A 26,032-nucleotide genomic window follows, 5' to 3' on the forward strand; every position below is an offset into this window, starting at 1 on the left:
GTTTTCATAAAAGTCCTTTATTTAAAACAAAAATTAGGATTTTCAAAAAATAGCCGTATATTTGCAGTCCAATATCGCGGGATGGAGCAGTAGGTAGCTCGTCGGGCTCATAACCCGAAGGTCATCGGTTCGAGTCCGGTTCCCGCTACTAAGTTAAGTGCTTTCGGTAAGCACTCTAAAGATACACCGCGGGATGGAGCAGTAGGTAGCTCGTCGGGCTCATAACCCGAAGGTCATCGGTTCGAGTCCGGTTCCCGCTACTAAGCTAAGTACTTTCGATAAGTACTCTAAAAATATACCGCGGGATGGAGCAGTAGGTAGCTCGTCGGGCTCATAACCCGAAGGTCATCGGTTCGAGTCCGGTTCCCGCTACTAAGTGTTTAAGTGAACCACATATTTGTGGTTCACTTTTTTATTTTTAGAATTTGTTCTCAATCGAATAAATTACAATATTCAGTAATTAGTTTTGATAATATTCTTTTCGTTTTTATATTCAGTTACAAAAAATCCCACCTTCGAAAAAGCAGGATTTTATATAGTATTTTAGTGTAATAATTATTGAGCCAGTTGATTATAAGGAGTGAGGTTATTATCTTCAGCCATTGTTTGGTCTAAAAATTCTGTTTTCTGGGTTCCTTTCATTCTTGCTGCCGCATTGTTTGCATTGAAATATGCCTCACCTAATTTAGTTGAAATTTCAGCAGGTTTGAAATCAAATTTTGTATCACCTTCTACGCCTAAATATCCGTTCTTTTTAGTAAGGTTTGTAATATAATTGTTGTAATTGATCATAGTTCCCCTGAACATTGAAGTGTGGTACTGCATACATTTTTTTGCTTTTTTAGAAGAGTTATTCAGGATACAGTTTTTCATATTATTTCTGTATAAAAACCATTCAGATTCCATAACACCATATTCTTTACCTAAAGCTGTTTTTCCGTTTGTCACAATATTATTGTCACCTTCTTTAGTAGCAATGGTCTGTAAATGTTGAATAACCAACGGAACTGTTTTTTCTATTTTAGATTTAGTTTCTCCTAAAATACTCAAATCTGCAGCAGGAGAGTTCTTCTTTTGAGCTGTAGTAACGTTAAAAATTAGTAGTAATAGTACAATCAGTAAATTATATCTTTTCATGAGAAATTTTTAAAGCACTAAAATAAATATAATTTCTCAGTTTAAACAAATCCATTTTAATTTTATTTAATAAAAATTAACAAGTTTTAAGAATTTCTATTGAAATGAAGGCTTTTTCTGTGGATTATTTAGGTGATAATTTTAGTATGTTAAAAATTTAACATATTTTAATAAAATTTATTGCTCTGATTATCAGTGGTTTATATTGTTTTATTTTTTATCACTAAAAAAATAGTTGTTTGAATCAGTTTTATTTTTACATTTGTATAACTAATTTCTTAGTGATATAGATTTTTGATTAAATTTATATCTCAATAATGATAAAATGAACAGGATATGAAAATTCAGACTTTAACAAAAGCAGAAGAACAAGTGATGCAGTACCTTTGGAATTTGGAAAAAGGATTTCTAAAAGATATCCTTGATCTTTTCCCGGAACCAAAACCGCATACCAACACTGTTTCTACTATTTTAAAAGTATTGAAAGATAAAGAATTCGTAGACTACAATGTATACGGAAGACAACATGAGTATTTCCCGATGATCTCACAGGAGCAATATTCCGGAAAAACCATGAAAAGCCTTGTTAAAAATTATTTTAAAGGATCTTATAAAAGCGCCGTTTCATTCTTGGTAGAAAAAAATGAAATGACCGTAGAAGATCTTGAAATGCTATTAAACGAACTCAAAAAGAAAAACTAGCCGTGGAAGCAATTCTTTTATACTTTGGAAAAGTAATTTTATGTTCTGGTGTAATGTTTTTGTATTATCAGTTGTCTCTTAAAGACAAGACATTTCATCATTACAACAGATTTTATTTATTGTCTGCAATGTTGATATCGTTACTGCTTCCTTTAATAAAGGTCGAAGATTTCACGATTGAAGTAAGCAATGATTTGTATAAGCTGATTGATCAGGTACAGAATTTTAACACAACTAAAAACATAAACAATGACCACATTTATCTTAGAATTATTTTTTCAGGTTTGGGATTGGTTTCTTTCTATTTTTTAGGAAGGTTTATCTATGGGATTTTCAGAATCCAACAAATTAAAAATCAATTTCAAAAGGAAAGTTTTGATGGAATTAATTTTTATCATACCAACTTGACAGAAGCTCCCTTTTCTTACTTTAAAAATCTTTTCTGGAAGAATTCCATCACACTGAATTCAGATATCGGAAAGCAGATTTTGAAACACGAAATGGTACATATTGAGCAGAAACATTCATTCGATAAAATTTTTATTGAAATTATTACTTCTGTTTTCTGGTTCAATCCATTCTTTCATATCATCAAAAAAGAAATTAGTTTAATCCACGAGTATCTGGCTGATAAAAAAGCCGTGAAACAATCGGACACAAAAGCATTTGCGCAGATGCTTTTAGCAAGTCACTTTTCCGGAACACAGTTGCCTGCGACCAGTCCGTTTTTAAGTTCAAATCTAAAAAAACGATTAAAAATGTTACAAAAACCTAAAACCAAATTCGGATATGCGCGTAGAATTTTTGCATTGCCGATTGTATTTTCAGTAGCGTTTGCTTATTTGGTAAATGCTAAAAACAAGGAAATTAAAGCAACAAATATAGAAATTGAAAAAGCTGTTTCTCAAATTAAGAAAGACACGATTGCTCCTGGAAAAGCTCAAAAAACAGAGGTAATTGCACCAAAACTGGCTAAAAAGGAAGAAACTCAGCAAAAGTTGAATGATTTGAGTAAAAAAATTGAAGAAAAAAGCACTGCTCTAAAGGAATTAAAACCTGAAAGTAAAGAGTTTAAAAAGAATGTGGATGAGCTGGGTGCTCTTTCAGCGGAAATCGGAAAGATTGCAAGCTCTGATGACTTTAGAATGGCTTACAAAATGGATAATGCAGATGTAAAAAAAATCAATGAATATTTCAAATCTGACGAATGGAAGAGTAAAGTTGCGGAGCTTAAAAATATGAATATCGAAATTCCAGATATGCCTGAAATGAATTTTGATTTTCCTGATGCCCCGCTTCCTCCATCAGCTCCCAATGCACCGGATGCTCCAAAAGTAAAAGTATATAGTTTTAAAGATATGAAATGGTCTCCTGAAACTGATATGGTTTTCAAATCTTCTGAAAAGTCTAAAGAATCTGCTGCTACTGCCAAAAAAAGAGCAAAGCTTGAAAAAGAAAGAGCTAAACTGGATGAGAAAAGAGCAAAACTTGAAGGTGAGCGTGCCAAGCTGGAAGCAGAAAGAAGGGCTTTAGACGGTGACAGAAGAATGTATATTTATAGTAACACATTTAATGCTAAACCTATGAAATTTGAAAATGTGAGGGTAAGAACAATGAAGAATAATGCTGATATTGTAGTAGGAACAGGGTTGAAAAAATATTCTGGAGATACAAATAATATGAAGTTTTATATTGACGGTAAGCAGGTTTCAAAACAAGAATTGGATGCCATAAATCCTAATGATATTGCCAATATGAATGTTATTAAAAGATCAAAAGATGGCGATCCTTCGGGAGAAATAAGAATTGAAACAAAGAAAAAATAATTAAAAAGTTCCAATCAGGCTTTGTCGGTATTATTTTAAAACATATTGGCAGAGCCTTTTTTATACAATTATGAAAAATAATATTCTACTTTTTTTACTTTTAAGTGTATTGGGAAATGCACAGGTAAACAGATTTTTTTATGAATATAAATTCATTCCGGATTCTAATGATAAGAACGATGTGAAAAAAGAAATGATGTTGCTGGATATTGATAAAAATGGCTCAAACTATTACAGCCGGGATAAATTTGTATCAGATTCTACTTCAATGGCTGATTTGCAAAAGCAGATAAAAGGAGGTTCCGGAAATATCAGCGTGAACAGAAAAGAAAACTCCGGGCAGGTTTCTTATAAAGTAACAAAAACATACCCTGACTTTAAAACTTTTTTGCTTACAAGAGTTTCGATGGATCAATATAAGGTAAAAGAAGACCAAAAACCTGAATGGAAAATACTTTCAGATAAACAGAAAATCGGGGAGTATAATGCTCAAAAAGCGACTACAAGCTATGGCGGAAGAGATTGGATAGCTTGGTTTACTACGGATATTCCTTTTCAGGACGGACCTTACAAATTTTATGGGCTTCCGGGACTGATTGTAAAGATTGAAGATACTACCGGTTCTCATATTATGACTTTGGTAGGAAATAAAAAAATAGAATCATCATCTACAGGAAGTGAAACGGAACTTCCGGGAAATGTAAGACTTGTGGGAATCGGAGGAAAGGAAATTGAAATAACAAAAGACCAATACAAAAAAGTTTGGAAAGCTTACGTAAACGATCCTGCCAAAAATATGAGAGAAATGATGATGAGAAATGGAGGTGACAGCAATACAAAGATATCCTTTAGGGTAAAAACGGCAGATGGTAAAGAAATTTCTGACCCCAACCAGGTTTTTAGAGATGTTGAGAAAAGAACTAAAGAAACTTTAGCAAAAAACAACAACCCGATTGAACCGGATTTGGTAAAATAAACCGTCTCAAAATTATTTATTTAAATACAAAACAGGATGGAAGTTTTTCTGTCCTGTTTTTCTTTGTTATATTTAAATTTAAATATCATTAAATCATGACTGAGAAAGAGAAATGTGAACAGGGACTTTTATATAATGCAAATTATGATCAGGAATTAATTAATGAAAGAATCGCTGTCAAAGACTTGTGTCTTGAATATAATCAGCTTAAAAATTCTGATACTGAAAACAGAAATAAACTCATCAAAAAGATCCTTGGAAAAACGAAAGAAAACATTTGCATAGAACCGTCATTCTGGTGTGATTACGGCTACAATATTGAGGTCGGAGAGAATTTTTATGCCAATCATAATCTTATTATTCTTGATTGCGCTAAGGTCACGTTCGGAGATAATGTTTTCATCGGTCCGAATTGTAGTTTTTATACAGCAGGGCATCCATTAGATACAAAACAAAGAAATGAGGGATTAGAATATGCACGTCCAATTACTGTGGGCAATAATGTTTGGCTAGGCGGAAATGTAGTTGTTTTACCAGGAATTACGATTGGGAATAATTCTGTAATCGGCGCTGGGAGTGTTGTTACGAAAGATATTCCGGATCATGTAGTAGCTGTTGGAAACCCCTGTAAAGTTGTAAAAAATATTGAAGAATACTAAATTATTTTACATAAAAAACGTGAAATTAAAAAACAATCATTGCACTGACTCGATTTTTAGGAGTGGATATATAGCCTGAGATAAAAAATAATCTCTTAGAATTAGATTTATTGAAATGAAGCAAAATCCCGAAACTAAGGTTTCGGGATTTTTATATTCTAAAAGTGTCAATTATTAAGCTAATTTCTGGGAATCTGCAATAAACTGAGCCAACCCGCTGTCTGTCAGTGGATGTTTCAATAAGCTCAAGATTGGAGGAAGTGGTGAAGTAATAACATCTGCCCCAATTTTAGCACAATCGATAATGTGCATAGAATGGCGGATAGATGCTGCTAAAATTTCAGTTTCGTACATATAATTATCGAAAATCAATCTGATTTCCTGGATTAAGTTTAATCCGTCAGTTGAAATATCATCTAATCTTCCCAAGAAAGGAGAAACATACGTTGCGCCCGCCTTTGCAGCTAAAAGAGCCTGCCCTGCAGAAAAAATCAATGTACAGTTAGTTTTGATTCCTTTATCTGAAAAATATTTTAATGCTTTGATTCCATCTTTAATCATTGGGATTTTTACAACGATATTTGGATGGATTGCCGCCAATTCTTCCCCTTCTTTGATCATGTCGTCATAAGTTGTGGAAAGTACTTCTGCAGAAATATCTCCGTCTACGATTTCACAGATAGCTTTGTAGTGATTTTTAATCGCTTCAGCTCCCTGAATGCCTTCTTTGGCCATTAATGAAGGGTTTGTAGTTACTCCATCAAGAATTCCAAGGTCTTTAGCTTCTTTGATTTGTTCTAAATTGGCAGTGTCAATAAAAAATTTCATTTCTTAATTAGATTTATTTCCTGCAAAGATAATCATTCCTTTGTGAGTGGAAAATTTAATTTGCGGTTTAGGAGTGAGAAATTGCTTAGTATTAGAAATATAAGATTCCTTTACAAAAAAGAAAAAATTGTAAATTTATCTTAGCTTCTAAAGCCTGATACAAAAAAAATATTGATCATGAAAAATCATTTCACAGCCCATCTCAAAATCGTCGGAATTAATCCTTTTGTTTTCATTCCAGAGGAAATTTTACAGCATATTTTTGAAACTTCGGGAAAGAATAAAAGCCCGATTCCTGTAAAAGGAACTGTAAATGGTAAAGAGTTTAAGCAAAACTTAATGAAATATTTGGGTGAATGGAGATTGTATATTAATTTGACAATGTTAAAAGATTCTCCTAAACGGGTTGGTGAAATGATAGGGATATGCATTGAATTTGACAGCTCAGTTAGAACCATTCCCATACATCCTCAATTGGATAAAGCTGTCAAAGAAAATCCGGTAGCTTTGCAAAATTTTGAAAATCTTATTCCTTCAAGAAAACTGGAGTTGGTTCGTTATATCAATAACTTAAAAACTCAAGAAAGTATTGATAGAAATATTGAAAAAATCATTAAACACTTACATGGTAAAACTGACTTTTTTGGTAAAAAAATCAATTAAAAAAAAGAATCCGGGAAAATTTTTCCCAGATTCTTTTTTTATGAATTTAATGTTTTGCTAAGCTTTATAGCATCCTGATTAGAGGGGTCATACTGTAAAGATTTTGCAATATGCTCCTTAGCTTTATCAGGATCGCTTTGCTGTTCTGCAAAGGCAATATAAAAATAAGCGTAAGCTAGATTTTTTTTATTTTGTTCCACCTCTTCTGGTTTTACAGTAGAAATGTATTTTTCATAAGAAAGTTTTGCATTGGCATCATCCTTAGCAGATTGATAGGCATATGCCTGACTGTAATACGATGGAGCCCAGTCTGGTAATAAAGCGGATATTTTTTTCCAAGTTTCAACTGCATTTGTCCAGTCTGAAGCTTCTTGATATGCTGTAGCCAATTTTGCTAACGATTCTGTATCTTTTGGATTGGCTTCAATTTGTTTTTTAAGCCCTTCAATAGTGGTATTACCTGTTGTTTGGGTTGTAGCAGCAGTACTATTTGTACTGTCAGTCTGAGTAGTTTGGGCATTTAAAAAGCTTGCACTTCCTACAAATAATAAACCTAAAAACAGATTTTTGATATTAATTTTAGTCATTTTCATAATCTTACATTTTTCAAATTATGTATTTCAAATTCAATAATAATTCCATAAAAATTAAAAATTTAGAAGCTTTAAGTTTTTTTAGAAAATATTAACGGGATAAATGTTTTTTTTAGCTTAATTTTTGATTCGTTACTGTTTGAGCTATCTTTGTATGTACTATCTTTTAATCAATATAATTTATATGAATATCATATTGGCTTCCACTTCCACACTCTTCGGGGGAGAATATTTAGAATATTTAAGAGAAGAATTAATTAAACTATATGAAGGAATCGACGAAATAATTTTTATTCCTTTTGCTCGTCCGGGCGGAATTTCTCATGATGATTATACCGCGAAAGCAAAATCTTTTTTTGAAACAATTAATATTAAAGTAAAAGGGCTTCATGAGTTTGAAGATAAAACAGAAGCTTTACATAAGGCTAAAGGATTTTTTACAGGCGGCGGAAATACATTTTTGCTGGTTAAAGAGTTACACGAAGGAGGGTTAATGTCTGTGCTAAGATCAAATATAGCAAGTGGAAAACCTTATCTGGGATGCAGCGCAGGAAGTAATATTGGCGGACCAAATATGAAAACTACGAATGATATGCCAATCGTTTACCCTCCAAGTTTTGACTGTATGGGATTGGTTCCGTTTAATTTGAATCCTCATTATCTTGATCCAAATCCGGATTTGAAGCACAACGGAGAAACCAGAGAAACCAGAATCAAAGAATTTTTAACTCAAAATAATTTGAAAGTTGTAGGACTTCGTGAAGGCAACTGGATCAGAAGGATTGGGAATAAAATTACTGTGGAAGGTCAGGAACTGACGAGAGTTTTTGAGAAAGATAAAGAACCTTATGAGATAGAAGCAGGTTCGGAATTATAAATATTATTTTAATTATATTTGAATAAAGGTTTTCAGGCGCTTCGTGAACTTTCGTTCACGAAGCGCCTGAAAATGATTTAAGGAAAAACAAAAAAATGCGATGAAAAAAACATTAGCAGTTCTTACCCTTTCAACACAGATAATTTTTGCTCAAAATATAGCTCAAAAACTAGACAAGGCAACTAAAGATTTAATGGATTCTTCGGGAGCAATTTCTTCCAGTTTATCATTTTATGTTTCTGATGAAAAAGGAAATTTTATTTACGAGTATCAGGGAAATAAAGGACTGTCTACAGCATCTACTCAGAAAATATTTACCGCTGCAGCGGCTTTGGAAACTTTAGGGAAGAATTATACCTATAAAACATTATCAGGATATTCAGGAACGATTTCGGGAGGAAACTTGAGTGGTAATCTTTTCATTGCATCCAATGGAGATCCCACATTGGGAAGTTGGCGCTACGAAGCTTATAAACCTGAAATGTTTAAAAAGAAGCTTATCGATGCTGTAAAAAAATCTGGAATTACAAAAATTTCCGGAGATTTGGTTATTGATGACAGCTATTTTGATGCTCAAACCATTCCGGGGGGATGGCCTTGGGACGATTTGGGAAACTATTATGGAGCTGGAGTTTGGGGAATAAATTGGCGGGAAAATCAATTTGATATCAATATTAACGGAACAGACTTTAAAGGATTTTCATATCCTCTTGAAAACGTAAAATGGATTAATGAATTGAAAACTGGCGGGAATTCAGACCAGAGTTTGATTTTTACAGCTCCACATTCAGATGTTGCTTTGATTAACGGAACTTTACCAGCCGGAAAAACAGTTACAGTTTCAGGTTCTGTCCCAAACCCACCGTTACAGCTGGGTATTGAGATCAAAGAATGGTTTAAAGAATCCGGAATCGATTTTACAGGAAAGATAATTACTAATTCTCAACTTATCATTGAGGGAAAACATATTTTAAAGTTTCCGGAAAATAATACCATTCTTACCTATGAATCACCCACTTTAGATAAAATTATTTATTGGTTTTTAAGAAAAAGCATCAATCTTTACGGTGAGACTTTAATTAAAACGTTGGGAAAAGAAAAGAAAGGAAATTCAAGTTTCAAAAGTGGGGTAGCATATCTTAAAGAATTCTGGAAGTCAAAAGGAATTAATGCCAATATGATCAATTTTGCAGATGGAAGCGGGCTTTCGCCACAAAATTATGTTTCGGCAAAAGCACAAGTCCAGGCTTTATTATATGCCAAACAACAACCTTGGTTTGAGTCTTATTATGATGGCTTTCCGACTCAGGACAATGGGATGAAAATGAAAAGTGGAACAATGAAGGATACAAAATCTTTTGCAGGATATCAAACTTCAAAAGATGGAAAAAAATATGTATTTTCAATCATTATTAACAATTATCAAGGGAGCGGAAGCAGCGAATTGCAAAAAATTCTGAATGTTTTAAAATAAATTATCTTGAGAAGAACGATACTTTCCAAACTGAATAACTGGATTATTTTCACTTTGATGACGCTGGTAGTTGTTACTATCGTTGTGGCTTCTACATTGCTTATTAATTATCTCAGAAAGGAAGAAGTCAAGAGGGTGGATATTTTAGTAAGCGCCTTAAAATTTCAGCAGGAAGTCAATACTCCCAGTCTTGAGGTTCAGGAATTGATTCTCCAGATTTATAGTTCCAATACAACAATTCCCGTAATTCTTTTAGATAAAGATGACAGACCTATTGCGCATAGAAACATTCCCGGAGAGATAGAAAAAGATACTTTTAAGATTACGGAACTGGCTAAAAAAATGTCTAAAAACTATCCGGCGATTGAATTGAAATTTCCCAATGGAAATAACCAGTTTGTGTATTATGACAACTCAAAATTGCTGAATAATTTACGCTATTCACCATACATTTTAGGTTTTTTTATTTTATCATATTTTTTGTTTTCGTTTTGGTTTTTAAGAACAATCAAGAAAACGGACGAAGGTTATCTTTGGGCAGGACTGGCAAAAGAAACTGCTCACCAAATCGGAACACCCTTGTCTTCTATGATTGGCTGGATGGAAATCATGAAGCTTGAGAACCCGGATTCCGAAGGTGTGCATGAGATTGAAAAAGACATTGAGAGATTACGGACAATTTCCGAAAGATTTTCCAAAATTGGTTCTGTCCCTGAACTGAATGATATGAATTTTAATCAAACTATTCAGGAAAATTTCAATTATTTAAAAACCAGAATTTCTAAAAAAATTAATTTTACTCTCAATCTCCCAACATATAATATTTTAGTTCCACATAATAAGATTCTGATGAGCTGGGTTATCGAAAATCTAGTTAAAAATGCTGTTGATGCAATGAAAGGGGAAGGTTCTTTGCTAATGTCCGTCTTTGAGCGAAATAAAAATATTTTGATAGAAGTAAAAGATACCGGTAGCGGGATGACAAAACAACAAGCCAGGAATGCTTTTAAACCGGGATATTCTACGAAAAAAAGAGGTTGGGGATTGGGGTTGTCATTGGCCAAAAGAGTAGTTAAGGAATACCATAACGGTGATATTAAAATTTCGCAGACCGAGGTGGGAAAAGGAACAACTTTTAGGATAACAATTAAGAAAGCTTAAACGCTAGCCATACAAATCAGCCATTGCAAGCAAAAAAGCGAGGAAAATTCCCCGCTTAATTTTTAATTAAGATTATTTTTTTCCGGTCAACCATTGCTCTTGCAGTTTCTGTTCTGCAGGTGTTGGATTAGGTTTGAATTGGAGTGTTTCTACTGACATCTTATCCAAAATTGCTTTTCCCTGAAGATTAACTTTTTCCAGTTTCTCTCCATTTTTTCTTAAAACCGTTAATGTTACATTCTGTCCTTCTTTAATGGTTTTAGCATAGCCAATAAATTCCTGAACATTTTGAATATTAATTGACTTACCGTCTAAAGCCAAAACTTCATCAGTGATTTTAAAGCCTACACTTTTAGCAAAAGGAGATAATGGTGAATTTTCATCGAAAATAAAAGTTTTGTTCTTTTCATTATAGCCCGTTTGCTGTGGATCTTTGATGAACCAGAAAATTGGTGGAGTTTCCTGTTTTGTTATTTCTACGCCTACCATATTCAGATATTGTTCGTACGGAGTTGGCTGATTTCCTGCAATGTATTTATTGTAAAAATCTTTTACCTGCGGATAACCCGTAATCGTTACCAATTCGTCAATCAGTTTATCATCTTTGAAAGGCTTATTTTCACCAAATCTCTGAGATAGTTTTCTGATCATATCACGGTAGCCCATCTCGCCGTTTGAAAGTTTTCTCAATTCGATATCAAGGCACATTGCCAAAAGAGCTCCTTTTTCATAAACATTTCTATATTGATCTTTGTAAGGCTCTTTCAGAACATTTTTACTCATTACCGTAAACGGCATGGTATCGTCATAATTCTTTGAATTGGTGATTTTCTCTGTGATTCTTTGCAGGAATTCATCTTTATTAATCAATCCTTCCTGAATCTGGAATAAATTGGCGAAATATTCCGTTCCTCCTTCATACATCCAAAGATGTTGAGACATTTTCGGATCAGCATAATCAAAATAATGAATTTCTTCCGAATGTGTTTTCAAAGGATTTACCGTATGGAAAAACTCATGAGAAACAACATCGGTAATAGTCTTGTCAATGGCATCTTTAGGCATCATTTCAGGCAGAACAACACTTGTAGATTCGTGATGTTCCAAGGCTCCGAAACCTTTAATCTGAGGTCCGTCACCACCAGAAAGGTAAAGCATGATAGCATACTTTTTATTGGTGTTCATATCACCCAAAAATTTCTTTTGAGCCAAAACCATTTTTTCTAAATTGTCTTTAAAATCAGCGGCTTTATATTTTCCTGTCGGAGAATAAACTCCCAGAACCAAATCCATCCCTCCTGCATTAAAAGTGATATAGTCAGGCTTTGTATACATTAATGGAGAATCGGTAACTTTAGCATAGTTTGCCAATGTAAAGGTATCCGTCGACTCAGATTTATCCTGATCTACCAAAGCCGTTGTTCCGTAGAAATCAGTAGGTTTTTGAATCACCAGCTGATAGGGAACATCCTGCATATTATCAATATACCCCACAAAACCATGAGTGTTGATTAAATAAACTTTACCTTGTTCGATATCAGTTCCTGAAGGTGAAAATACAGCTTTATGTTTTGAAGTATCTATTTCGTCATCGAAACTGTCATTAACCAAATAGGTAACTTTAGTTAAATTTTGAGCGTTTTTTAATGAGTATGTATTATCATTTACTTTAGTATACGTTAGCTCTTTTCCCTTATTGTCGTAAAATTTGATACCTTCTACAAATCTTCCGTAATCATCCTCAGAATAAGTTCCGGGAACGGTTTTCGGAAAATGGAATTTTATGTCACCGGATTTCATTTTAGGAAATTCCATGGTAACGGCAACTTTATCGTCTTTTACATTGACTAAATCAATTGTTGTTTTTATAGATTGTGCATTAACCAGAAAAGCGGTTAAAACACCTAAGCTTAATGCTGTTTTCTTCATTGAGTTAAATTTTATAATTAAGTAGTTGTTGTAAAAATCATTTTGTTACGGATACTATATTAAATTTTTCATAAAAATAAAAGGGCAAAATCATGATTTTGCCCTTTTATTTCAATTATTGTACCTTTTTATAATCGATGTAATAAGCCTGATTAAACTCAGCAGGATTATTATTTTTTAGTTTTACAGTTTGCCATTTTTCGGTTGGGTTAATGGTTTGGTCGCCATTGATTCTGATCGGCAGTTTTAAATTTTTAACAGCATCTGTATAGCGGAATTTTAGCTCCTGTCCTTTTTGAGAATATTCCAAAACCGGGACTTGTGTTGTTCTTAAATATTGATTGAAAACACTTGAGAAATCAATTCCGGATTTTTTTGAAATATAACTTTCGATTTGTTCTGTTGTTACTGTTTGATGATAAAAATCTTTACTGATTCCTCTTAAAATTTGCCTGAATTTTTCATCATTATTGATAACCTGACGGATGGTGTGAAGCATACTTGCTCCTTTAGGATACATATCTCCGCTTCCTTCATTTCTTACCCCATATTTTCCAATAATGGGAACGTCATTCTGAATTTTCTTTCTAATTCCGATGGCATAAATATCCGCAGACTTTTTATCCATGTATTTTTCTGTGAAAAGAACTTCAGAATACATCGTGAAACTTTCATGAATCCACATATCTGCCTGATCTTTGGCGGTGATGTTATTAGCAAACCATTCGTGGCCGCTTTCATGAATGATAATATAATCCCAGTTTAAACCGATTCCTGTTCCTGAGAAATCCATTCCTAGATAACCGTTTTGATAACCGTTTCCATACGCAACATTACTTTGATGTTCCATGCCTAAATATGGCGAATCTACAAGTTTGTAAGAATCCTCATAGAAAGGATAAGGACCAAACCAGTATTCAAATGCCGAGAGCATGGGTTTTACTTGCTGGAATTGCTTTTTAGCTTTTTCTAAATTATAATCTAACACCCAATAATCAAGATCAAGTTTTCCTTTTTCTCCGTTGAAAGTATCTTTAAAATTCACATATTTCCCAATATTAGGAATGATGGAATAGGGGTTGATAGGATTTTTAACTTCCCAGGTATATATAATTTTATCGCCTTCTGCTTTTTTATCGATTAATCTCCCGTTTCCTACACCTACCAAATCTTTTGGAGTAATAATTTTCATTATGATTCCGTTATCCGGCTCATCGCTCCAAATATCTTTTGTCGGAAGCCAAATCGAAGCTCCTATTCCCTCATCGGCAACACTCATCCAGGGATTTCCATTTTCATCTTGTGTGAAAACCCAACCTCCGTCCCAAGGTGCGCGTTTTGCAATGACAGGATTTCCGGAATAGGTTACATCAATCGTATATTTTTCTCCCTTTTTGAAATTTTTATTAGTTTTAACCCAAATAAAATCGCCGTCCTGTTTATATCCAGTAATCGGGAAGTTTCCTTCCACCTTATCGGCTTTCATTGGCTGTTGTAAGTCAATTTGGAAAGTTGGGTTTACAATATCTTTTATGATTTCGAAACTGATTTTATTATTGCCTTTAATACTTTGTTGGCTAAAATCTGGCTCAACAGATAAATCATATTTTTTAACATCCCAAAAATTTCGGAACTGTGTGTTAGAACCCTTTAAAGTGTCCTGTTTTGTGAAGATTTTATCCTTTTCAAAGAATTGTCCAAATGACAATCCCGATACAAATAAAAGTGTATATGACAGCTTTTTCATTTAAAATTAAATTAACTCTTTCCAAAAATAGAAAATTAATCAATAATAAACTGCGAAAGAACAAAATATACGTGTTTTTAAATCAGATACACTTCTTTATGATAATAAGAAAAATCCCGCAGACATCAATGCGGGAATATATTATAAAGCTTAGCTAAAGCTATTTCTGAACGGCTGGAAGATTTCCTTCACGTTTCTGAACTTTTTTATACGTATATGAACACATCAAAATACTGAACTCATACAATAAAAGAAGGGGCAAGGCAGCCATAATCATACTTAAAACGTCTGCCGGGGTAATAATAGCTGCTACAACCATAATCAATACAATCGCATGACGACGGTAAGTTCTCATAAACAGGGGGGTCAGAATTCCGATGCTTGTAAGGAAATAAATAAGAATAGGGAAAAGAAAAATAACTCCCATTCCTAGAACTACCTGTAAAAATAGAGTTGTATAATCGCTTAAATCGTAAAGCGGAACAATAATATCTGAAATCTTAAAAATAACTCCAAAATTTACGGCAAAAGGAAGGATTAAAAAATATCCGCATAAAACCCCGATCATAAACAACATCCAGACTGCATTAATGATAAAGATTGAATTTTTTCTTTCTTTCGGATGAAGTGCGGGGCTGATAAATCTCCAAAGCTCCCAAACAATATAAGGAAAAGCAGCTACCATACCACCAAATATGGAAACAGCCATCATTACGTTAAACTGTTGGTAAAGCTTACTTGCACGTACGGGAAAATCTTTGGGAAGGTGAATGCTGTTTTCACCCAAAAGCATTCTCGAAAAGTGATTTACAATCTTGAAAGTCGGAAAATCATTCCTTGTAGGACCAAAAAAGATGTGATCCATAATCCAGTTGATATTAAAGCCGACAACAAATGCAGCTACTATAATAGCAAGAATTGAGCGGATGAGGTGACCTCTTAATTCTCCAATATGCCCAAGAAAGGACATGTCTTTACCTTCACTCACAGAATATATTTTTAAGGATTCAAATTTATGAAATATTTAAAGAAGTTAGAGGGTAGAAATTTAGAAGTTAGTTTATTTATTAATCTGAAAAATTTTCACATTTTCAATATTAACTTCAAGCCTTGTGTTTCTTAACTTTTAATTTATTCCCTCATCCAACAACTTATGCAAATCAATAATTCCGAAATATTTTCCGTTTTCCGTTACGATAAGCTGACCGATATTGTTTTCTTTTAAAATTTTCATGGCTTCTTTTGCCAAAGCACTTCTTTCAATTGTTTTAGGGTTTGCAGACATGATATCTTTTGCTAAAACCTTAGAAATATCATCCCCTTTCATTAGCATTCTTCTCAAATCACCATCAGTAATTACACCGATGATTTCGTCTTCATTAGCCACCACTGTGATTCCATGTCTTGAGCTGCTGATAGAAATAATCACATCTTTCACCGTATCGTTTTCTGTGACCTGAGGTTTTTGTGAAGAAAGGAAATCGTCAACTTTCGAAATTAAGTTTTTTCCCAGGCTTCCTCCCGGATGAAATTTTGCAAAGTCGTTAGCTTTAAATTCATTCAATTCCATTAAAGCAACTGCTAGAGCATCTCCAAGAGACATTTGTAGGGTTGTTGAGCTTGTAGGGGCCAGTTTATTGGGGCAAGCTTCCATGTCAACATGAGTATCTAGAATAACTTCAGAAAATTCAGCAAGTTTGCTGTTTTTATTTCCTGTCATTGCGATTAGTGCAGAAGAATAGTCTTTTAAATAAGGAACCAAGTTTACAATTTCAGGTGAGTTCCCCGAATTGGAAATACATAAAACCACATCCTGTTTCTGGATAACCCCCAAATCTCCGTGAATGGCCTCTGAAGCATGAAGAAACTGTGAAGGAGTTCCGGTAGAATTTAACGTTGCAACAATTTTATTTCCGACATGAGCCGACTTACCGATTCCTACCACTATTAGCTTACCTTTTGCAGAATGTATGATTTCGACAGCTTTTACAAAATCATCGTCAAGTCTGTTTTTAAGTTTCTCAAGTTCTGAAATTTCTATTTCTAAAGTGCTTTTTGCTATTGAAATGATGTTGGCTTTTTCCATTTTACTTTTATAGGGGTGTATACAATAAATATCTTAAAAAACGTTATATTTTAAAAAGAATATTTAATATAAATTTTATTTTTATAAATTCGTTCGCTTTTATTTTAAGCAAAATTTTTATAACTTTGGGATAGATGCAAATTTAGCAATAGAAAATTAGATGAGCGCAAAAAAAGCCAATTTATCAGGCGAATTGAAAAAATATTTCGGGTTTTCTACTTTTAAAGGCCAGCAAGAACAAATTATAGAAAACCTGTTAGAAGGGAAGGATATATTTGTCTTGATGCCGACGGGAGGAGGTAAATCCTTATGCTATCAGCTTCCGGCACTTATTTCCGAGGGCACAGCAATAGTGGTTTCGCCCTTAATAGCCTTAATGAAAAATCAGGTAGATGCGGTAAACGGTCTTTCATCTGATGACGGAGTAGCACACGTTTTAAATTCATCATTAAACAAAACGCAGACCAAACAGGTTTTCGACGACATTAAAAGCGGTAAGACAAAACTTCTGTATGTAGCTCCTGAATCTTTAATTAAAGAAGATTATCTGGACTTTTTGAAAGAAGTAAAGATTTCATTCTTTGCTATTGATGAGGCACACTGTATTTCAGAATGGGGACATGATTTCAGACCGGAATACAGGAATCTGAAACAGATTATCGATAAAATTGCAAACGTACCCGTTATAGCACTTACGGCTACTGCAACTCCTAAGGTTCAGGATGATATCCAGAAAACGTTGGGAATGACTAATGCGTTGGTATTCAAGGAAAGTTTCAATAGACCGAATCTCTATTATGAGGTACGGCCTAAAGTAAATGTAGATAAGGAAATTGTAAAATTTATTAACCAACATAAGGGCAAGTCAGGGATTGTTTACTGTTTGAGCAGGAGAAAGGTTGAAGAATTTGCTCAGCTTTTACAGGTAAACGGAGTAAATGCTTTACCATATCATGCCGGCCTAGACCAAAAAGTAAGGGTTACAAATCAAGATAAGTTCCTGATGGAAGATGTTGATGTAATTGTTGCAACAATTGCTTTTGGAATGGGAATTGACAAACCTGATGTACGTTTTGTAATTCATTATGATTTTCCGAAATCTTTGGAAAGTTATTATCAGGAAACCGGCCGTGCAGGCCGGGATGGCGGAGAAGGATACTGTCTGGCTTTCTACGATCCAAAAGATATTGAAAAATTAGAGAAATTCTTGGCTCAGAAACCTGTTTCTGAGAGAGAGATTGGCCTGCAACTTTTGAATGAAGTGGTTGGTTATGCCGAAACTTCAATGAGCAGAAGACAATATATATTGTATTATTTTGGTGAAAACTTCGATCCGGTCAATGGCGAAGGTGCTAATATGTGTGATAACGCATCAAACCCGCCAAAATTGAAGGATGCTACCAACGATTTGAAGAAAGTTTTGGAATTAATTGATGATAATGCAGAAAAATTCAAAGCAAAGGATTTGATTTCTGTGATTGCAGGAAAGGAAAATGCGGTGACAAAATCTTATAAGCTGGAGCAAAGTTCTTATTTCGGCTTTGGAAAAGATGAAAAAGATAATTATTGGAAAACTATTTTAAGACAGGCAACAGTTCAGAATTTTTTACAGAAAGATATTGAAACGTATGGAGTTTTAAAGATATCGGAAAAGGGAAGACAGGTTTTAAATGGTAAACTGGAACATTCGTTTTTAATTGCCGAAGACAGAGAATTTGATTTAACCCAGACAAAGGCTGAAAGTGATCAGGTTCAGTTACAGTCCAGCGGAGGTTTGGACCAAAATTTATATAGTCTATTAAAGGAATTAAGAAAGAAAGTCGCAAAGAAATACGGAATTCCGCCTTACACGGTCTTTATGGATCCCAGTTTGGAAGATATGACGGTACAATATCCTGTCACTTTAGATGAAATTGCAAAAATTTATGGTGTTGGTGAAGGAAAAGCTAAGAAATATGGGAAAGAATTTGCTGATTTTATCAATAAATATGTAGAAGATAATAATATCGAGCGTACTCAGGATATGGTATTGAAACAGGTGGCAAACAAATCCAGCCACAAAGTTTTCATCATCCAAAGTACAGATAAAAAAATAGACCTTGAAGATATTGCAAGAGCTAAAAATCTTACGATGGATGAATTGTTGAAAGAAATGGAACGTATTGTTTATCAGGGAACAAAACTTAATATTGATTATTATATTGAAGATAATTTTGACGAAGATATTGTTGATGGCTTTATGGAATTCATGAACGAATCTGAAAGCGATAGTATGAAAGTCTTGTTGGATGAATTTGGCGATGAGCTTTCCGATGAAGAAGTAAGAATGTTGAGAATAAAATTCATTAGTGATGTTGCTAATTAAAGTTAAAAATATTAACCTTACCTGCATTATGGGTGAGGTTTTTTAATAAAATGAAAAAAATTTCTGTCATATTTATTCTGCCGGATTTGGAAACCGGGGGTGCGGAAAGAATTGTTACCACTATTGCGAATCATCTCTCCAGGGATAGATTTGAACCTAAGATTTTGCTTTTACGTAAGGAAGGAGGCTATCTCAGCTTTCTTAAGAATGATGTTGAAATTATTGATGTAAATAGGGAAAGAATCAGGCATTCATTAAAACCAATTTTAAGGGAGATTTACCGAAGAAAACCAGACATTGTATTTTCTGGTTTTGGTGAAGTAAATGCCTATTTATCTCTATTTATCAAGCTTTTCCCAAAAACAAAATTTATTGCACGAGAAACGAATGTCGTTACACAGCACGTTACAAGAAAAGAAATAAAGTTTTTTTATAATTTTTACAATAATTACCAGAGAATCATTGCACAAAGTGATGATATGAAGAAGGATTTGATTAATAATTTTAATATTAGACAAAGTAAGATTGTCAAGATAAATAATCCTGTTGATTTTGATTTTATTGAATCAAAACTGGCTGCTTCTACAAAACCTGAAAGCTTTAAATATAATTATAAAAATGTTGTTGCTATCGGTAATTTATCTGCCAGAAAGGGTTTTGATAATTTGCTGAAAGTTTTTTCCAGACTTAAAAATGAGAATATTATTCTTCATATTTTAGGGGATGGTAAAGACAGGGAAATTCTTCATCAAATGAAAGATTTTTTAGATTTAAAGCAGGTTATCTTCCATGGAAGACAGGAAAATCCTTATCAGTTTCTAAAATATGCAGATCTATTTATACTTTCTTCAAGATATGAAGGTTTTCCCAATGTTTTACTGGAAGCAGGAGCCTGCGGAACGTATTCTTTAGCCAACAATTGCCCAGGCGGAATCAATGAAATTATTCAGGACAAAACAAACGGGGAAATTTCAGATATCGAAAATCATGAAGATTTCGCACAGAAAATCATGAATATCCTGCATTATTCCTATGATAAAGACGCAATAAAAAACTCCATAAAATCTAGATTTTCAAAAAATATTATTTTAGACATGTATGAAAAGGTTTTGCTGGATTTGATGAAGAAATAATTTAGATTCGAAATTTTGCATGAATTTTAGTAACAGGTTATTCCGTTTATTATCACAAATAAAGGTCATTTTCAAAATTGACAAATCTCACTTTCATGCTTGGTAATTTATCAGTAAATTTGTAAGAATTAAGATAGATAATAATAACAAATTCATAAAATAACATGAGTCAATTCGATGTTACCGTAATCGGTTCTGGTCCTGGTGGATATGTTGCTGCAATCCGTGCTGCACAATTAGGTTTCACAACAGCAATTATTGAAAAATATCCAACTTTAGGAGGAACTTGTCTTAACGTAGGATGCATCCCGTCAAAAGCTCTTTTGGACAGTTCTGAACATTTTGAGAACGCAAAACACAATTTTGCTGGCCACGGAATCATTATTAACGAGCCTCAAGCTGATATTGCAAGAATGGTTGAACGTAAAAATGAGGTTATCAAACAAAATACTGATGGAATCAGCTACCTGATGAACAAAAACAAAATCACTGTTTTTGAAGGTGTTGGAAGCTTCGAATCTGCTACTCAGATTAAAGTAACAAAAAATGACGGTTCTACGGAAACGATCGAATCTAAATATACAATCATTGCAACGGGTTCAAAACCATCTTCTTTACCTTTTATTTCAATTGATAAAGAAAGAGTAATTACTTCTACGGAAGCTTTAAACCTTAAGGAAATTCCTAAACATTTGGTAGTTATCGGTGGTGGAGTTATCGGCCTTGAATTAGGTTCAGTTTATTTAAGATTAGGAGCCCAGGTAACTGTTGTTGAGTTTATGGATAAAATCATCCCTGGAATGGATGGAGCTTTAAGTAAAGAATTAACTAAAGTTCTTAAAAAGCAGGGAATGAAATTCATGCTTTCCACGGCTGTTTCTGCTGTTGAAAGAAATGGTGATACTGTAAAAATTACGGCTAAAGATAAAAAAGGAGAAGAAGTAACTGTAGAAGGAGATTATTGTTTGGTTTCTGTAGGTAGAAAACCTTACACAGATGGCCTTGGACTAGAAAAAGCAGGTGTTGAATTAGACGAAAGAGGAAGAGTAAAAACAAACGACCACTTACAGACAAACGTTGCCAATATCTATGCAATCGGTGACGTTATCAAAGGTGCAATGTTGGCTCACAAAGCTGAAGAAGAAGGAGTTTTCGTTGCTGAAACGTTAGCTGGACAAAAACCTCACGTTAACTATAATTTAATTCCCGGTGTTGTTTATACTTGGCCGGAAGTTGCCGGAGTTGGTAAAACTGAAGAACAATTGAAAGAAGAAGGTGTGGCTTACAAAGTTGGTTCTTTCCCAATGAGAGCCTTAGGAAGAAGCCGTGCAAGTGGTGATGTTGATGGTTTGGTTAAAATCATTGCAGACGAGAAAACTGATGAGGTTTTGGGTATGCATATTATAGGAGCTAGAGCGGCAGATCTTATTGCAGAAGGGGTAATTGCAATGGAGTTCCGTGCAAGTGCTGAAGATATCGCAAGAAGTTCTCACGCCCACCCTACATACGCCGAAGCTATTAAGGAGGCTGCGTTGGATGCAACTGGAAAAAGACCTATTCATATGTAATATTTGATTAAAAATTTTAATCATTTAAATATAAATTAAGACTGTCATCAATTATTGGCAGTCTTTTTATTTTCTCAAACTCTTAGGCGCTCCGATACAACAACTCTTCAACTTGCAAATTATTTTCCTTACCTTTGTCAGCTAATTTTATCATTACATGCAATTCGGGAAAACTCAGACTTTAAAAATTTCAGAAAAAATCAGTTCAGGATGGATTTTAACTGATGAATCAGGTGAAAAAGCTTTTTTGCCTAAAATTTTCACTCAGGATGAAAAAGAAATTGGGGATGAGATTGAAGTTTTTGTGTATCAGGATGATAATAAATTAAAAGCAACAACAGAAATTCCATTGGCTGAAGTGGGTGAGTTTGCAGTAATGAGCTGTGTTCAAAGTCTTCCGAGTGGAGCTTTTATGGATTGGGGAATTATTAAAGATTTATTCATTCCTTATAAACAACAGAAATCCAAAATCATTGAAGGTAAAAGATATCTGGTTTATATTTATATTGATGAAAGCTTAGATCTAATTACAGGAACAACAAAATTTAAAAGAAATCCTCAATATGAAAATTTACCTTTCCAGAAAGGGGATAAGGTTGATTTGATTATGATGAATGAAAGCGAATTGGGCTGGAATGTTGTTATCAATAAAAAATACATCGGATTGATCTATACATCAGATGTTTTCAAAAAATTATATCCTTTATCGGAAGAAAACGGTTATATCAAAGAAATTCGTGAAGACGGTAAAATAGATGTTTCTCTACAGCCTCAAGGTTTTGAAAATATTGATGAATTCAGGCTAAAAATCCTAAATAAATTAGAAGAAAATTACGGATTGCTTTATCTTTCAGACAAATCTTCACCGGAAGAAATTAAAGATGAGGTTCAGATGAGTAAAAAGAATTTTAAGAAGGCCATTGGAGGTCTTTACAAAGATAAAGTGATTGATATTTTGGAAGACAAAATAAAATTATTATAAAATGAAAGCGAGCAGAATTTTCTGCTCGCTTTTTTTTGCTTATTATCAAAAGGTTGATTGTCCTTATAAAACTCTTCATTTATCTCATTTCAATTCATTATTACATGATTAAAACATGATGTATATCATAATAATTTGTTTAATAATTTTGTTTAACAATTTTGTCAAAAATGAAATTTGATTTACATTTGCACAAATTTGTTTAACAAAAATGTCAAATCAAGCAAAAAAAGACCAAACACAGGAATTAATCAAAGAGACAGCAAAGAATTTATTCTTTGTGAAAGGGAAGTTTGATGCTACGACGCAAGAAATTGCTGACGCAGCAGGAGTAAACAGAACGCTTATCAACTATTATTTCCGTTCGAGGGATAATTTGATTCAGATCATTTTTGATGAAGCTCAAAAAGTAGAACAGGATAAATCTAAAGTTATCCAAAATTCTGATTTGCCTTTTAAAGAAAAAATGGCGCAGTTTATCGAGCATAGTTTATCGACAAGTCTTCAGTACCCATATTTGGAAACCTATATCGTTTCGCAGATTAACAAAGGAAATTGTCATAAAAGAGACATCGAAGAAGATGAATTAAAGAAACTATACAAAGACATAAAAAAAGAAATGAAATTGGGAAATATCGAAACAATGGAACCTATTCAGTTTGTTTTAAATATGGTTTCATTATTAGTCTTCCCAAGTGCAGTCAGGCCATTATTAATGGAAAATCTTATGATAAGCGATGAAAAATTTGATAAGATTATTGCCGCAAGAAAGGAGATTATTTTAAATATGTTATTTAAAAATTAAACAACATATTAAAGTATTTTAGGAAATGGTTCGTCATTTAGAAATAAAAACATTGAAGAAGAAAATTACATTAAAAAAATAAACGAAGTAATAAATTATGAAAAGAAAACGTATAACTGCAAAAAGGCTAAAAATTGGGATAGCTGCTGCATTTATGATTTTCAGCTTTTCATCGGTGTCTGCTCAACAGCAGGTTTCTCTGCAAGAAGCAATCAAACAGGCACTGCAAAATAAAGCAGAAGCCAAAAAAGCTGCTTTACAGATCAAAAAAGCTGAATATAAAATTGATGAAGCCAGAGCGGGGGCTTTGCCTCAGATAAGCGCTACGGCAGGTTTAACCTATAATCCTGTTATTCAGGAATCTTTGCTTGAATTTGCCGGAGAAAGGATAAGAGCTCAGTTGGGGCAGCCTTGGAGTTCAACAGCTTCTGTACAGCTTCAACAGGCGATTTTTGATCAGAGAGTTTTTACAGGCCTTAAAGCTGCGAAATCTACAAGAGAGTTTTATGTATTAAATGCTCAGTTGACAAACGAACAAATCATCGAAAATGTTGCAACAGCTTATTATCAGGTTTTTGTTCAGGAAGAAAATTTGAAGACAGTGGAAGCAAGCTATGCTAACACAGAAAGGGTGAGGAATGTTATTAAAAGCTTAGTAGATAACGGTTTGGCAAAAGCGATAGATTTAGATCGTACAAACGTTCAGCTGACTAATATTGGCTCAAATAAGCAAACATTAATCAACTCTGTAGAGCTTTCAAAAAATGCATTGAAGTTTTATATGGGAATCCCGATTTCTACAGATATTGAGCTTGAGGAAAAATCGATCGAGCCAAAACCTGAACTGATTGCGAGCAATGTGAATCTTGATGACCGTACAGAAGTCAAAGTTTTAAATAAAAATAGAGAGCTTCTTGTATACAATAAAAAGGCGACGGAAGCTTATTTGTATCCGACGGTGAATTTGGTGGCTAATTACGGCTGGGGAGGACAAGGAAGAAAATTCCCTCTTACCAACGGGATGAATAACGGAGTTCTTTGGAGCGATTACTCGGCGATTGGCTTAAATATTAATATCCCAATTTTCACAGGTGGCGCTACGAAAGCAAAAATCAATCAGGCAGAAATTGATATTCAGGATTTAGATCAGGATATTCAAAATACTCAATTAAATTTAAGCTTAGATTACAAAAATGCAATTACCAATATGGAAAATGCATTAATCAATATCGAGAGTATGAAAGATAATGCAGGTTTGGCGGAAAGGGTTCAGAAAAATACCCAGGCAAATTACCAATATGGTCTGGCAACACTTACAGAAGTTTTAGATGCTGAAAATGCTCTTACCCAAGCTAAACAGAACTATGCAAATGCCTTATTAGATTACAAACAGGCGGAAATAAAATTAATCAAGGCTAAAGGAGAATTAAACACACTACAAAACCCGTAATAAACTATGAAAAAAACTTTAATATATATCATCGTCGCAGCTGTACTTATAGGTTTAGCCGCATATAAAATCGCTGATAATAAGAAGAAACAGGAAACAGAAGTAAAAGAAGTTGCTAAGCAGGTTGATAAAATCAACGTAAATGTTGTAACTGTTGCAAGAGAAAATATCGATACAGATTATACTGCAAACGGAACTTTTCTGCCAAAACAGGAAATGAACCAGTCTTCTGAGATTGCGGGACGTATTGTAAGTGTTATGGTAAAAGAAGGTTCGAAAGTTTCTGCAGGACAGACCTTGGCAACAATCAAAAAAGATGCTATCGAAGTTGATATTTCTCAGGCTCAAAATAACCTGCAGAATGCAATTATTGATAATCAGCGTTACGAAAACGCCTTTAAAACAGGAGGTGTTACAAAGCAACAGCTTGATAACTCAAGATTACAGTTAAAAAATGCTCAGGCCGCAGTAAGAGCTCAGGGAGTAAGGGTAAATGATACAAGTATCCGTGCAGGAATCAGCGGAACTATCAATAAAAAAATGGTTGAGCCGGGAACTGTAGTATCTCCGGGGACTTCAATGTTTGAAATCGTTAATATTAACAGCTTAAAACTTTCAGTTTTGGTGGATGAAAGCCAGATTGGAAGAATTCAGCTAGGTCAGGAAGTCCCTATTAAGGTAAATGTTTTGCCGGAAGATTCTTTCAGTGGCAGAATTACATTTATTGCTCCTAAAAGTGATGCTTCTTTGAATTTCCCGGTTGAAATTGAAGTTCAAAACAGAGGAAATCTAAAAGCAGGTATGTACGCAACGGCTTTGTTTAAGACAAATCATGGTGCTGAAACTCAAAATATGTTAACAGTTCCTGCGGAAGCTTTCGTAAATGGGGTAAGCTCAGGACAATTATTTATCGTGAGCAACGGAACGGCTAAATTAATCAAAGTACAGACAGGAAAAGTATACGGAGATAAAGTTCAGATCCTAAGCGGATTGAATGGTGGTGAACAAGTAATTACCAGCGGACAAATCAACCTTGATAACGGTTCAAAAATCAATATCGTAAAGTAAGAG

22 protein-coding genes and 3 tRNA genes are annotated in these 26,032 nt (G+C 33.9%); 18 read left to right on the plus strand and 7 right to left on the minus strand.

The window, feature by feature from the left end:
* Nucleotides 1–75 precede the first annotated feature (75 nt).
* The 3 genes from ACM39_RS06945 (at nucleotide 76) to ACM39_RS06955 (ending at nucleotide 372) form a co-directional block, all read left to right on the plus strand.
* A tRNA-Met gene (locus ACM39_RS06945) sits at nucleotides 76–148 on the plus strand.
* 39 nt (nucleotides 149–187) lie between these two features.
* Nucleotides 188–260: transfer RNA gene (locus ACM39_RS06950), tRNA-Met, on the plus strand.
* Nucleotides 261–299: 39 nt separating this feature from the next.
* A tRNA-Met gene (locus tag ACM39_RS06955) sits at nucleotides 300–372 on the plus strand.
* Between the two features lie 183 nt (nucleotides 373–555).
* Here the strand turns inward: ACM39_RS06955 and ACM39_RS06960 are convergent.
* Nucleotides 556–1,137, minus strand: a complete 582-nt coding sequence (locus ACM39_RS06960) for a hypothetical protein (RefSeq protein WP_048510300.1) — start codon at nucleotides 1,135–1,137, stop codon at nucleotides 556–558.
* A 336-nt stretch (nucleotides 1,138–1,473) separates the two neighbouring features.
* On the opposite strand from ACM39_RS06960, the gene ACM39_RS06965 reads away from it, so the two are divergent.
* The 4 genes from ACM39_RS06965 (at nucleotide 1,474) to ACM39_RS06980 (ending at nucleotide 5,300) form a co-directional block, all read left to right on the plus strand.
* A complete protein-coding gene (locus ACM39_RS06965) occupies nucleotides 1,474–1,839 on the plus strand; it encodes a BlaI/MecI/CopY family transcriptional regulator (protein ID WP_048510301.1) in 366 nt (121 codons plus the stop codon).
* A 2-nt stretch (nucleotides 1,840–1,841) separates the two neighbouring features.
* Nucleotides 1,842–3,665, plus strand: a complete 1,824-nt coding sequence (locus ACM39_RS06970; RefSeq protein ID WP_048510302.1) for a M56 family metallopeptidase — start codon at nucleotides 1,842–1,844, stop codon at nucleotides 3,663–3,665.
* 70 nt (nucleotides 3,666–3,735) lie between these two features.
* Nucleotides 3,736–4,641, plus strand: coding sequence for a GLPGLI family protein (locus tag ACM39_RS06975; RefSeq protein ID WP_048510303.1), 906 nt, complete (start codon nucleotides 3,736–3,738; stop codon nucleotides 4,639–4,641).
* A 95-nt stretch (nucleotides 4,642–4,736) separates the two neighbouring features.
* A complete protein-coding gene (locus tag ACM39_RS06980) occupies nucleotides 4,737–5,300 on the plus strand; it encodes a sugar O-acetyltransferase (RefSeq protein ID WP_048510304.1) in 564 nt (187 codons plus the stop codon).
* Between the two features lie 174 nt (nucleotides 5,301–5,474).
* Here ACM39_RS06980 and fsa read toward each other — a convergent pair whose 3' ends face one another.
* Nucleotides 5,475–6,128: a fructose-6-phosphate aldolase gene (gene fsa / locus ACM39_RS06985; RefSeq protein ID WP_048510305.1), complete on the minus strand. Its 654-nt coding sequence runs from the start codon at nucleotides 6,126–6,128 to the stop codon at nucleotides 5,475–5,477.
* Between the two features lie 177 nt (nucleotides 6,129–6,305).
* Between fsa and ACM39_RS06990 the strand changes: the two genes are divergently transcribed.
* The gene (locus tag ACM39_RS06990; RefSeq protein WP_048510306.1) at nucleotides 6,306–6,791 is read left to right on the plus strand and encodes a YdeI/OmpD-associated family protein; all 486 of its coding nucleotides are present in this window, start codon (nucleotides 6,306–6,308) and stop codon (nucleotides 6,789–6,791) included.
* Nucleotides 6,792–6,829: 38 nt separating this feature from the next.
* On the opposite strand, the gene ACM39_RS06995 is transcribed toward ACM39_RS06990, so the two are convergent.
* On the minus strand, nucleotides 6,830–7,384 hold the full coding sequence (locus ACM39_RS06995) for a tetratricopeptide repeat protein (RefSeq protein ID WP_048510307.1): 555 nt from the start codon (nucleotides 7,382–7,384) through the stop codon (nucleotides 6,830–6,832).
* Nucleotides 7,385–7,568: 184 nt separating this feature from the next.
* On the opposite strand from ACM39_RS06995, the gene pepE reads away from it, so the two are divergent.
* The 3 genes from pepE to ACM39_RS07010 all read left to right on the plus strand — a co-directional run bounded on the left by pepE (nucleotide 7,569) and on the right by ACM39_RS07010 (nucleotide 10,896).
* Nucleotides 7,569–8,261, plus strand: a complete 693-nt coding sequence (gene pepE / locus ACM39_RS07000) for a dipeptidase PepE (protein ID WP_048510308.1) — start codon at nucleotides 7,569–7,571, stop codon at nucleotides 8,259–8,261.
* Nucleotides 8,262–8,361: 100 nt separating this feature from the next.
* Nucleotides 8,362–9,735: a D-alanyl-D-alanine carboxypeptidase/D-alanyl-D-alanine-endopeptidase gene (gene dacB, locus ACM39_RS07005; protein WP_048510309.1), complete on the plus strand. Its 1,374-nt coding sequence runs from the start codon at nucleotides 8,362–8,364 to the stop codon at nucleotides 9,733–9,735.
* Between the two features lie 3 nt (nucleotides 9,736–9,738).
* Complete coding sequence (locus tag ACM39_RS07010; RefSeq protein ID WP_410470241.1) at nucleotides 9,739–10,896, plus strand: sensor histidine kinase; 1,158 nt, start codon at nucleotides 9,739–9,741, stop codon at nucleotides 10,894–10,896.
* A gap of 72 nt (nucleotides 10,897–10,968) precedes the next feature.
* On the opposite strand, the gene ACM39_RS07015 is transcribed toward ACM39_RS07010, so the two are convergent.
* The 4 genes from ACM39_RS07015 to ACM39_RS07030 all read right to left on the minus strand — a co-directional run bounded on the left by ACM39_RS07015 (nucleotide 10,969) and on the right by ACM39_RS07030 (nucleotide 16,658).
* A complete protein-coding gene (locus ACM39_RS07015; protein ID WP_048510311.1) occupies nucleotides 10,969–12,825 on the minus strand; it encodes a peptidase M61 in 1,857 nt (618 codons plus the stop codon).
* A 115-nt stretch (nucleotides 12,826–12,940) separates the two neighbouring features.
* Complete coding sequence (locus ACM39_RS07020) at nucleotides 12,941–14,572, minus strand: M1 family metallopeptidase (RefSeq protein ID WP_048510312.1); 1,632 nt, start codon at nucleotides 14,570–14,572, stop codon at nucleotides 12,941–12,943.
* Nucleotides 14,573–14,732: 160 nt separating this feature from the next.
* Complete coding sequence (gene tatC, locus ACM39_RS07025; protein ID WP_185097452.1) at nucleotides 14,733–15,560, minus strand: twin-arginine translocase subunit TatC; 828 nt, start codon at nucleotides 15,558–15,560, stop codon at nucleotides 14,733–14,735.
* Nucleotides 15,561–15,698: 138 nt separating this feature from the next.
* On the minus strand, nucleotides 15,699–16,658 hold the full coding sequence (locus ACM39_RS07030; protein WP_048510313.1) for an SIS domain-containing protein: 960 nt from the start codon (nucleotides 16,656–16,658) through the stop codon (nucleotides 15,699–15,701).
* A 160-nt stretch (nucleotides 16,659–16,818) separates the two neighbouring features.
* Between ACM39_RS07030 and recQ the strand changes: the two genes are divergently transcribed.
* From recQ to ACM39_RS07065, 7 genes are all read left to right on the plus strand, one after another.
* The gene (gene recQ, locus ACM39_RS07035) at nucleotides 16,819–19,023 is read left to right on the plus strand and encodes a DNA helicase RecQ (RefSeq protein WP_048510314.1); all 2,205 of its coding nucleotides are present in this window, start codon (nucleotides 16,819–16,821) and stop codon (nucleotides 19,021–19,023) included.
* Between the two features lie 50 nt (nucleotides 19,024–19,073).
* Nucleotides 19,074–20,156 (plus strand): glycosyltransferase, encoded by a 1,083-nt coding sequence (locus ACM39_RS07040; RefSeq protein WP_048510315.1) that lies wholly within the window; start codon nucleotides 19,074–19,076, stop codon nucleotides 20,154–20,156.
* A 164-nt stretch (nucleotides 20,157–20,320) separates the two neighbouring features.
* A complete protein-coding gene (gene lpdA / locus ACM39_RS07045) occupies nucleotides 20,321–21,724 on the plus strand; it encodes a dihydrolipoyl dehydrogenase (protein WP_048510316.1) in 1,404 nt (467 codons plus the stop codon).
* 157 nt (nucleotides 21,725–21,881) lie between these two features.
* Nucleotides 21,882–22,706 carry a S1 RNA-binding domain-containing protein gene (locus ACM39_RS07050; RefSeq protein ID WP_048510317.1) on the plus strand — a complete coding sequence of 275 codons (825 nt, stop codon included), beginning with the start codon at nucleotides 21,882–21,884 and terminating at the stop codon, nucleotides 22,704–22,706.
* Between the two features lie 211 nt (nucleotides 22,707–22,917).
* Nucleotides 22,918–23,511: a TetR/AcrR family transcriptional regulator gene (locus ACM39_RS07055; RefSeq protein ID WP_048510318.1), complete on the plus strand. Its 594-nt coding sequence runs from the start codon at nucleotides 22,918–22,920 to the stop codon at nucleotides 23,509–23,511.
* Between the two features lie 97 nt (nucleotides 23,512–23,608).
* Nucleotides 23,609–24,961: a TolC family protein gene (locus ACM39_RS07060; RefSeq protein WP_053073303.1), complete on the plus strand. Its 1,353-nt coding sequence runs from the start codon at nucleotides 23,609–23,611 to the stop codon at nucleotides 24,959–24,961.
* Between the two features lie 6 nt (nucleotides 24,962–24,967).
* Nucleotides 24,968–26,029 (plus strand): efflux RND transporter periplasmic adaptor subunit, encoded by a 1,062-nt coding sequence (locus ACM39_RS07065; protein ID WP_048510319.1) that lies wholly within the window; start codon nucleotides 24,968–24,970, stop codon nucleotides 26,027–26,029.
* The last annotated feature ends 3 nt before the right edge of the window (nucleotides 26,030–26,032 follow it).

Source organism: Chryseobacterium sp. FH2 (assembly GCF_001045455.1).
Lineage (GTDB): Bacteria > Bacteroidota > Bacteroidia > Flavobacteriales > Weeksellaceae > Chryseobacterium.